The following is a 9,748-nucleotide window of genomic DNA, read 5'->3' on the forward strand; positions in this document are numbered from 1 at the left end:
AAGGCAAATTTTCAAAGATAGGTTCCGAGCTGAAAGTAGTATAATCAGAAACAGCAAATGTCAAAATACTACCATAACCCACTACTATACTGTAAGCTCCAAAAGAATCAGTAATAACAGTACTAAGTCCTTCAGCAACAACAACACCCGCTAAAGGTTCATTAGTTGCCAAATCTCTAACAACCCCTGATACGGTATAAGCAATAGGAAAACACCCCCCTTGTTCACAAGCAGTACCCGGTGGACAATTGACGAAGCTACACACCGAAGTAAGTAAAAAATCAAAATTAGGTAGTGACTCAAAAAATGGCTCACTTACTAAATCTAAATAATCGGCTTTTGACAAAGTTAAAATATCGCCATAAACCAACTCGATGGCATAGTAACCTTGTGCATCTGTTACAGTAGAATTGAGAGAGCTCGAAAGTGTAACTCCCGACAAAACAGCATTGGTATCAGCATCTCTAACCACACCGGAAACTACATAAACTATAGGATAACACCCTCCTTGTTCACAAGCAGTACCTGGTGGACAATTGATTTCCAAGCATAAATCAGTTGAAGTAGTAAAAGAACCGAGAGCAGTGGTTGGTGTTAAGTAATTAATGATACCACCGGTAAATGCATTAAACTCGTACACCGCAACATAATAAGTCAAACCGGGAGTTAAACCGGTAACCACCACTTCACTGTCAAATCCATTATAAACAGCATAGGTAGCATCTCCAATTGAAGTTCCGGAACCAAAAAAACTATTGGCAGTATATGAGGTATGCTCAGAAGGAGCAGCAATAATAGGACTACCCTCTTTTACGAGAATCAAACGCTTTTGACCACTTCCTGCACCACAAGAAATACGTAATGAAGTAGCAAGGATATCCGAAAAAGTAAGCTGTGAAGCCTGTATTTGTGGCGGACCTAATGTGGTAAAACTTCCGGAAATGGGAGGCCCCAAATAAACCGGAGTACTACTACCGTTAAACTCATACACATTCGTATAATAAGTAGTGCCGGATGTTAGGTTTTGTAGCGTGATATTGGTTGCATTACCTTTATATACTACATAATTCCCATCTCCCAAGTGGCCCGCATATCCAAAGTATTGATTGTAGTTGTAATTGGTATAATCTTGAGGAACGGCATTAACTTGAGCATCTTTTCGTGCAACTACCATTCGATTGGAACCGTTACCATTTGTCCATGAAACGTTTGCACTCACTGAAGTGATAGCATTGAAACTCAGTACCGAAGACTGAAGAGTTGGTGGAGATAAAGTAGTGCCTGAAGTACTAGCGTAATTATCGATTAAATAATCGGCAGTAGCTCCAGTTCCACCATACTCAATAACGGCAAAATGATAGGTTTTAGAATGCTCCATACCGGTTGCATGAACAAAATACCCAGTTCCGTCATAAATGACTTTATGACTATCTCCCAAGTCCTGTCCTAAAGTAAAATTAGCGTTTGAAGTGTATGTTTCACCATCTGTTGGAAAAACAGTAACAGGACTACCTTCACGAGCAACAATTATGCGTCGTTGGCCTCCTCCTCTATTTCCAATATAAACAGTCATCCCACCACCGTCATGACTTTGAGTAAAAACATTAGTACTAGGGGTTAGTGGCTCATATCCGATAAAATAACTTGCTGTTCCCGGATTTGTGGTAGCATATACAGGTGCATTAACACCATTGCACTCAAAAACTTTAAAATGATAAGTAGTACCGGGACTGACAGAATATACGGTAGTATAAGATTCTTGCCCCAAAGCCGCACCATTGTAATAATAAACGGAACGTTGCCCGGGAGCAACTTGTGTCCCACTTCCAAAATAACTACTTGAGTTATAAGAGGTAAGATTTTGAGGCACCGCATCAACAGGTTCTTCTGCTCTACCTATGACCAATTTACGATTTCCGTTTCCATTAGTCCAATACACACGAAGTTCCTGTTGATTTACTTGTTGAACATAAACAGAAGTTGCCTGAATTGATGGAGCGGAAGCAGTTGACCCTGATCCACTCAAACTGGAAGTAGTGAGGTAATTGGTAAGTGATTCAGTACCATTGTATTCAAATAATCGAACATAATAAGTAGTACCGATTTCTAACCCTGAAACTTCTACACTTGAAGCGTTACCATCATAAATTATTTTTTCTCCCGGAGCTATTTCAGTAGCTTGCATAAAGTTCGAATGGGCAGTATATTGAACTCCATTTTGTGGTAAAGAGGCTATAGGTGCTTGCTGACTCATTAGTGCTATTCGTCTTAAACCGTTCCCATTTGTCCATTGAATCCGAAAGGAGTTCCCTTCCACAGAAGTAAAATTCAAATTGGTTGTTGCTACTGTAGGAGCGGGTGGTAAGGGTGTTGTAAAAGAAATGAGTGCAGGATTGTCTTTTTGATAAATCGGATAGTTACTACCATTAAATTCAAAAGCGGCGATATAATAGGTAGTATTAGGTTGAGCATTAGTTATCGTTATGGTGGAACCTGTTCCTTTATAAATCACCTTATGCCCTTCAGCCACATTCCCATAAGTATTTGACAAATTTGGACTATTGTTAGCGTAGTAACTGTTTAAATTGATGGGTTCATAGGTGGTAGACTCATTGGGTCGCAAGACAACAAACCGCCCATTGCCATTTCCGGGATTTAACGTTAATGTGGCCCCATAAGCGGTCACATTTGTCACTACAATGGCGGCTACATTCTGTTGGGGTGCTACAACAGGCCCTGAAAAACCAGTAGCATAATTAGTCACATTATAATAACGGTTAGATTCGGAACCTGCATATTCAAAAACAGCAAAATAATACGTAGTACCACTAGTTAATCCATTGACAACAAAATTATTACCAAAATAACTATACATCACTTTGTTCCCATTACCTAAATCCGGTGCTAAGGTAAAGTTGGTGTTTGGAGTATAGGTAACCCCGTCTTGAGGAAATTCAGATACTGGTTCATGGGCTCTAACTACAACTACCCTACCAGTACCGTTACCATTTGTCCAGCTCATACTCAAACGGTCGCCTTCAATGGAATTAAAAGAAATAGCTGTGGCCGATTGCGTGGGGTATAATAAAGTTTGAGCGGATGTTGTGGTAGGATTGGTGGTCAAATAGACTGGACCTGTTGTTCCATTATAAGTGACAACCATAAAATGATAACTAATACCGGGTGTCAAATTGGTTATACTTATAGAACTTCCGGTTCCTTTGTACATAACAAAATTACCTACTCCTATTTGAGAAGCACCGTTAATCTGTTGATAAAAAGTAGTATTTGCTTGATAAGAAACAAGGTCAACCGGATTTGCGTTTACGGAAGACGCTTCTTTGGCCAACACAATAGAATATCCGCCATTACCCGGTGTCCAAGACAAAGTTAAAGTGTTTGAACTCAAATTAGAAACCTGAGCGTTGGTGGCTTGCACCGTTGGAGCAGACAAAGTGGTAAAACTGCCTGCATAATAAGGACTCACCAAATAGGAACTGGTAAGACCCGAACCATTAAACTCGAAAACAGCAATATGATAGGTAGAGCCCGGTAATAAATTAGTAAGCGTTGTACTGGTTCCTGCTCCGGAATAAAACACATATTCGCCCAATGCAACTTCTTGACCGTTTCCAAAAACAGTACTGGCCAAATAGGAGGTTCCCTCAATGGGGACAAAATTTACCGGAAAATCTTTTCTCGCCACGATAAGGCGAGAACTCCCATTTCCTTTTGAAATACTTAATCCGGCACGATCACCTTGAATGCTGTTAAAGGTGACTGCAGTAGTGGCTGTTGTGGGGGCTTGTGAAAAAATGGTTCCGGAAAAAACCAGAACAATCAGGAGTAGTAAACGATTCATAACACTTTTTTTAAAATTTAATGTAAAGTAAATGCATCGTTAACTACTTAAATAAAACAATGGTAACAGATGATAGCACTGGTGTAACATTTAACCCTCTCTAACCCTTTCAGGGTTTTAAACCCGGAGAGGGTTAGAGGGTTAACCCCTCCGCTCAGTTGGCGTAACCCCAAACTGTTCTTTAAACGATTTAATAAAATAAGAAGCCGAATTAAACCCGGAAAGATAAGCCACCTCGGCAATTTGTAAATCGGTTTTCAGCAGTAAAGCATCGGCGATTTTTAATCGATTTGATTTTATAAAATCACCGGTAGATTGTCCGGTTACCGCTTTAAGTTTGCGGTGCAATTGCATGCGACTCATTCCCATAAAATCACAAAATTGGGTAATATCAAAAGAGCAATCCTTTATATGATCATCCACCACGGTTTGAAGTTTTTCCATAAACTTCATTTCTGTGGTAGAAACGGCTAATTCTGAAGGAGTAAAAGTAACCGCATGTTTGTATTTTTCGCGGAGCAATTGCCTACTTTCAATTAATTTTTCAACTTTCAATTGTAGTAACTCCACATGAAATGGTTTTTTAATATAGGCATCTGCTCCTTCGGAAATACCTGTACGCTCTGCTTCCTCATCTGCTTTTGCGGTCAAAAGCAAAACCGGAATATGTGAAGTGAATTCAGAAGTTTTTAAAGCCTGACACAACGCCAAACCGTCCATTTTGGGCATCATAACGTCTGAAATAACCAAATCAGGCAATTCTTTTTTTGCGATTTCCAGAGCATCTAAGCCGTTGGTAGCTTCATAAAGCAAATAATTGGCTTGAAATAAAGTCACTAAAGCGGCTCTGAGGTCTTCATGATCTTCAACAATAAGAAGGGAAGCGGTTGGCTTGACAGAAGGTTGTGATGTCGATTCATTAACAGGTTTACCGGGTGCTATTTCATCGTTAGCATAGTGTTCTTGAGCTAAAGGAAGTGTCAATTTAAATACTGCTTTATACTTTTGTTTGGCATAAAATACCAGAGTTCCTTTGTGCAATTCTACCAATTCTTTAGCCAAAGACAAACCAATACCCGAACCCTCTATCGTTTTTTGTTCTCTGTAAAATCGATCAAACAATTGGTCGGGTTTTTCAATAGGCTTCGCAATATCGTTTTGTACTGTTACTTCCAATTGTTTTGATGAAGTTAAGGTAGCTTCAAAGAGAATCACTCCTCCGGAAGGACAAAACTTAACGGCATTAGAAAGTAGGTTGGTAAGAATTTTTAACAATACATCCTCACTAAACCAAGCTCTTTCCTGAATCGAAAGTTTGGATTGTAAGGCTATTTGTTTTTCATGGGCTACATAAGCAAAGGAATGCACCAAAGAGGAAACCATCAAATACAAATCGCCTTCACTAACCCGCAAGGCTATGGTGCCTAATTCTACTTGCGTCAAATCGTGAAGTTGGTCAACCAAAGTAATAATACGGTCTTTATTTTTGGAAACCGTAACCAACTCATTTTTCACTTCAATGGGAAGGTTCGGATTGGTCATTTGTTGCTGCAAAGGAATAGCCATGAGCGTTAAAGGTGTCCGAATTTCATGAGACAAGTCGGAAAACAATTTGGTTTTATAAGCATTGATCGTTTTCAACTGTTCTGCTTCATCTTGTTTTATTTTATAATTAAGTTGTGCCATAAAGTACAAGTACAACCAATATAAAAACAATAAAAACAAAAAGGCATATACCACAAAAGAAACTGTATTGGCATACCAAGGTTGTGCAATCGTAAAATGAAAGGTATCACTTGATGTGCCCCAATAGCCGTCATAATTTGCCCCAACTACTTCAAAGGTGTAGTTACCGGGAGGTAAATTGGTATAACGGGCAAAAGGTATGTTGCCGGAGCTGTTCCATTTTTCATCCAAGGGCAAAAGCCGGTATTTGTATTGATTTTTTTCGGGTAAAGAAAACTGCAATGCTGCAAAGTAAAAGGTTAATGTATTTTCTTTATGGGATAAACGAACCGCTTCGGATATATCGAGAGGTGCATTAAACACATCCACTTTTGTGATTTTTGTTTTGGGTACTACCGTATTGCTTTGAATAAATTCCGGTTTGAAGGCATAAAAACCTTCTAAACTTCCAAAATACAATTCGCCGTTTGTAGCTTGGTAATAAGCACCGGTATTAAATTCTGTAGCCAAACCGTCATAATTGGAAAAATTGACAACATTGGGTTTTGAATCAAATCCATTGGGAAGATAGAACTTAGTAATTCCTTTGTTGGAACTCAACCACAAATTAGGGTTGGAGTCGGATAAAATACCATAAATGACCCCATTGGCAAGTCCGTCTTTTTCAGAAAAATTATAAAACCGTTGGGTAGCAACATCCAACACATCCAATCCTCTTCCGTTTGTGCCAATCCATAATAAATTTTTATCCTTTTCATAATATAAGGATTTGATTTGATTGGAAGAGAGGGAATGTTCTAAAGGGCCTGATTTATAAAATCGGCTACGTCCGGTTTCAGGATGAAAACGGATAAGGCCATTGTAATCCGTTCCCAACCACAAATAACCGCCACCTTCACGAACGGTTCGAATAGACAGTTTGGAACCTGTTTCGGTTGCTGTAGCAAAATCATAGGAACGCAACAAACGTCCTTTTTCGTCTACTAATACTAATCCCATATCACGGGTGGCTAACCACAATCGGGCTTTTTGGTCTTGAAAAATTTGCCAAATAGTATGCGGCCCTGCTCCTGTTTCTTGTAAGAGCGAAGAAACCCGACCGTTGGAATCAAAGATATGCAAACCACCTTCCTGAGTACCCACCCACAAATCCCCGGATTTATGTGAAAACAAACTCATAATTCGATTGGATTGCAAACCGGGTAAATTGGTGGTTGTAAATGTTTTCCATGTTGCCTGAGTGAGGTCATAGCGAGTCAAGCCTTTTCCACTGGTGCCTATCCATAGAAAATTTGCCGCATCTTTGGCAATCGCCCGAACCACATCAATAGAAACGTTTTCCGGCGTTTGAGCATTTAAATAAGGGGTGAATTTTTCCAAAAAAGAATCATAATAACTCAGTCCGCCCCCATCGGTACCAAACCAAAGTGTTCCGGAATAATCTTCAAAAACACTCAAAACATCATCATAATGAATGGTTCTGGAATCTCTTTTTTGATGTTTGAAATGCGTTAGGGTTTTTCTGTCCGGAGCTATCAGGTACAAACCATCGCCATAAGTGGCCACCCAAAGCCGATTTTTAGAATCCGCATAAATGGCTTGAACATTCAGCGAGGCGGGCAAAGATAATTTAGGAAAGATGGCAGAAAAAGGCTGTATATGAGGCTGATTCGGTGTTTTCACCCAAAGCCCTGCTCCATAGGACCCAATCCATAACAATCCGGAATTATCTTCTGTGATTGAACTGTAATTTATTGAAGTCGCTTCTTTTAAATAGGACGTAAAGGTTTGGGAGATTGAAGACACCTCACCTACTATACCGGAGCCCGCCAAAACAACTTTTTTGCTCTTGGATTGTTTCAAGTCGAAGAGTGTAGCATCGTCGGCGTCTGGCAATGTAAATCGTTTTGGAGCCTTGTCTTTACTCCCTTGATAAAACAAACCGGAGGCATGGGTACCATACCATAAAGTAGCTTGATTATCTACTAAAAAAGCGGATAGACTAAAATCTAAATCGCTCTTTTGAAAAGTAGCTGTAGCTCTGTCAAAACGGTATAAATTCCGATCGGAAGGTAGTGCCCAAACACTACTGTCAGCAAAACAATAGACTTTACCCAGATAACTGTAGTTTGGTTTGGTTATGTCTTCAAATTGTAAAGGAAAAACTTTAAAGTCGTTGCCATCATATCGGTTTAATCCATCCTGAGTCGCAATCCACAAAAAACCTTCAACATCTTGTGCAACAGATACAGCACTGTTTTGGGACAATCCATCAACAACCGACAATTGCCTAAAAGAAATAGTCGATTGACTTAACGCCCCAAAATAAAAAAATAAAAAGAGTAGTTGTAAAAGTCTTGTCATGTAATTATAAAACAATGTCTAATTTACAAAAAAAGTACTACATAACAGCAGGTTACAAAAAAAAAATCAGTAATCTATAGGGCTTTATTTTTTGTTCCTATAAAAAGGTATTCATCAATCTCATGTACAAGATCTTCAAAATGGTACCGCTGTTATAGTATTTGTTACAAGAGCGATAGTGTAAGTAGTTTTTATTTTGAACCTTTGAAAACACTACTTTATAAGCATTTGGTGTCATTCAATTTTCCGATTTTTTTAATGATAGAAAACCATCAGTTCATGATAAAGAAAAAGATACTAAATCTAAAATAACAAACGAAATATGACTACAGCTACTTCAAAAATAACACAACCGATGGCTAAGGGATGTGGTTGCTTGGCGTTTGTTTTTCTGGAGTTTTTTGTATGGGGTATTTGGACCACTATCACTTCGTATTCAAGTACGGTTTCCCTAGATGCCGAAATAGTTGGGTTCATACAAAACGAAGAAGTCTTTATGGACGCTCGAGAAAATAAAAGCCAAACTCCTATAGTTTCGTATCAATACAAGGACAAAGTGTATCGTGACACGATAACTTATAAAATCAACACGGATAAGGAGTTCATTGAAGGAGCACCGTTGAAGGTAATCATTAACCCCGACCAGCCACAATTTACGATAGAAGAAAGCACAAGTACATTTTATTTTTATATTTTTTTCTTGTTTTTAAGCAGCATTTCCTTTGTGGCTTACAGACTTTTAAAAAAATCTGCAACGCTATTTAAAGGCAATACGACAACTGAAATCAATCCTATCCGTCAAACAAACACTGACGCAATTCCAAAAAAAACAGCGTTTATAGCATCCGTGGAACAGCAAGCTGAAAATAGTGTAAAAAAATCCAATGCACAAGAACTAAAAGAGGCTCCGCCATGGTTAGCTATAGCTAGTGCGGTGCTCCTTATTATGATAGGTTTAGGCATGGTCTATTACAAATATGACAGGACACAAACTAGTACACTTTTAACGGAAAAGGGCGTTAAAACAAAAGGAATAGTAACTGAAGTATTCCGAGGGGCAACACAAAACACCGAAAAGAAAGATCGCTATACGATAACCTATTATTGGGAAGAAGTCCCGTATCAGTATGAAATCCAACTTTCCTTGGCACATTACGCACGTAACGAAGAACTCCTGCTCCTGATTAACCCGGATAATCCTTCTCAAGCTATGCTCATGAGTCATGAAACATTCAATCAAGGGAGTTATCTTTTTGGTCTATTTTTAGTTGTAATGGGAATACTGATTATTAGTTACCAAAAAAGAAAATTGCGTACAAAATAAGTCTGAAAATTTTATCCTTTCACCTCCGTTCACCTCTTGCCTCTTGCCTCTTGCCTCTTGCCCCAAAAAGAAAGACCCCCGATTTCTCGAAGGTCTAATCTATATTGCTGTGCACTACTGTCGCACTACTATCTGACTTCTGTCATGCTGAACTTGTTTCAGCATCTCAGCATCTCAGCATCCCAGTTACTGCTTCACAACTCGAATCATTCTCGTTTCCTCTCCTTGTGTCACAACCACGTTGTAAACACCTGTCGGGTAGTTGGCTCCAATGTTCGTATTATTAGCTTGGTCAACGGTAATCGTGTTGTTCTCCAACAAACGTCCCATCATATCATAAACCGTTACTTGCACCGGTGCTGTATGGTTTCCTTTGATATCTAAGTTGAAACTGTCGTTGAACGGATTCGGATAGGCTATTGCCGTAAATTCATTAGCAAGTGGACTGTCCGAAACAGCATCACGTGTGAAATCAACAGGCGTTGGCTCAGGTGTTCCTCCAGGAACTGTGA

General features: G+C 39.2%; 4 protein-coding genes. 1 reads left to right on the plus strand and 3 read right to left on the minus strand.

Annotated elements, in window-relative coordinates:
- Positions 1-3,862: hypothetical protein (locus IEV15_RS14315; RefSeq protein WP_188363228.1), on the minus strand; the 3,862-nt coding region annotated here is incomplete at its 3' end.
- Between the two features lie 141 nt (positions 3,863-4,003).
- Entirely contained in the window at positions 4,004-7,912 is a 3,909-nt protein-coding gene (locus tag IEV15_RS14320) for a hybrid sensor histidine kinase/response regulator transcription factor (protein ID WP_188363229.1), read from the minus strand.
- A gap of 322 nt (positions 7,913-8,234) precedes the next feature.
- Between IEV15_RS14320 and IEV15_RS14325 the strand changes: the two genes are divergently transcribed.
- Positions 8,235-9,236, plus strand: coding sequence for a DUF3592 domain-containing protein (locus IEV15_RS14325; protein WP_188363230.1), 1,002 nt, complete (start codon positions 8,235-8,237; stop codon positions 9,234-9,236).
- A 186-nt stretch (positions 9,237-9,422) separates the two neighbouring features.
- Here IEV15_RS14325 and IEV15_RS14330 read toward each other — a convergent pair.
- The coding region (locus IEV15_RS14330) for a T9SS type A sorting domain-containing protein (protein WP_188363231.1) at positions 9,423-9,748 on the minus strand (326 nt) is incomplete at its 5' end.

This window comes from Flavobacterium orientale (assembly GCF_014638005.1).
In the GTDB taxonomy this organism is placed as follows: Bacteria; Bacteroidota; Bacteroidia; order Flavobacteriales; family Flavobacteriaceae; genus Flavobacterium; species Flavobacterium orientale.

Excerpts from the sequence above, each read along its gene's own strand:
- IEV15_RS14320 (WP_188363229.1), bottom strand. The coding sequence starts at position 7,912 with ATGACAAGACTTTTACAACTACTCTTTTTATTTTTTTATTTTGGGGCG.
- IEV15_RS14325 (WP_188363230.1), top strand. The coding sequence starts at position 8,235 with ATGACTACAGCTACTTCAAAAATAACACAACCGATGGCTAAGGGATGT.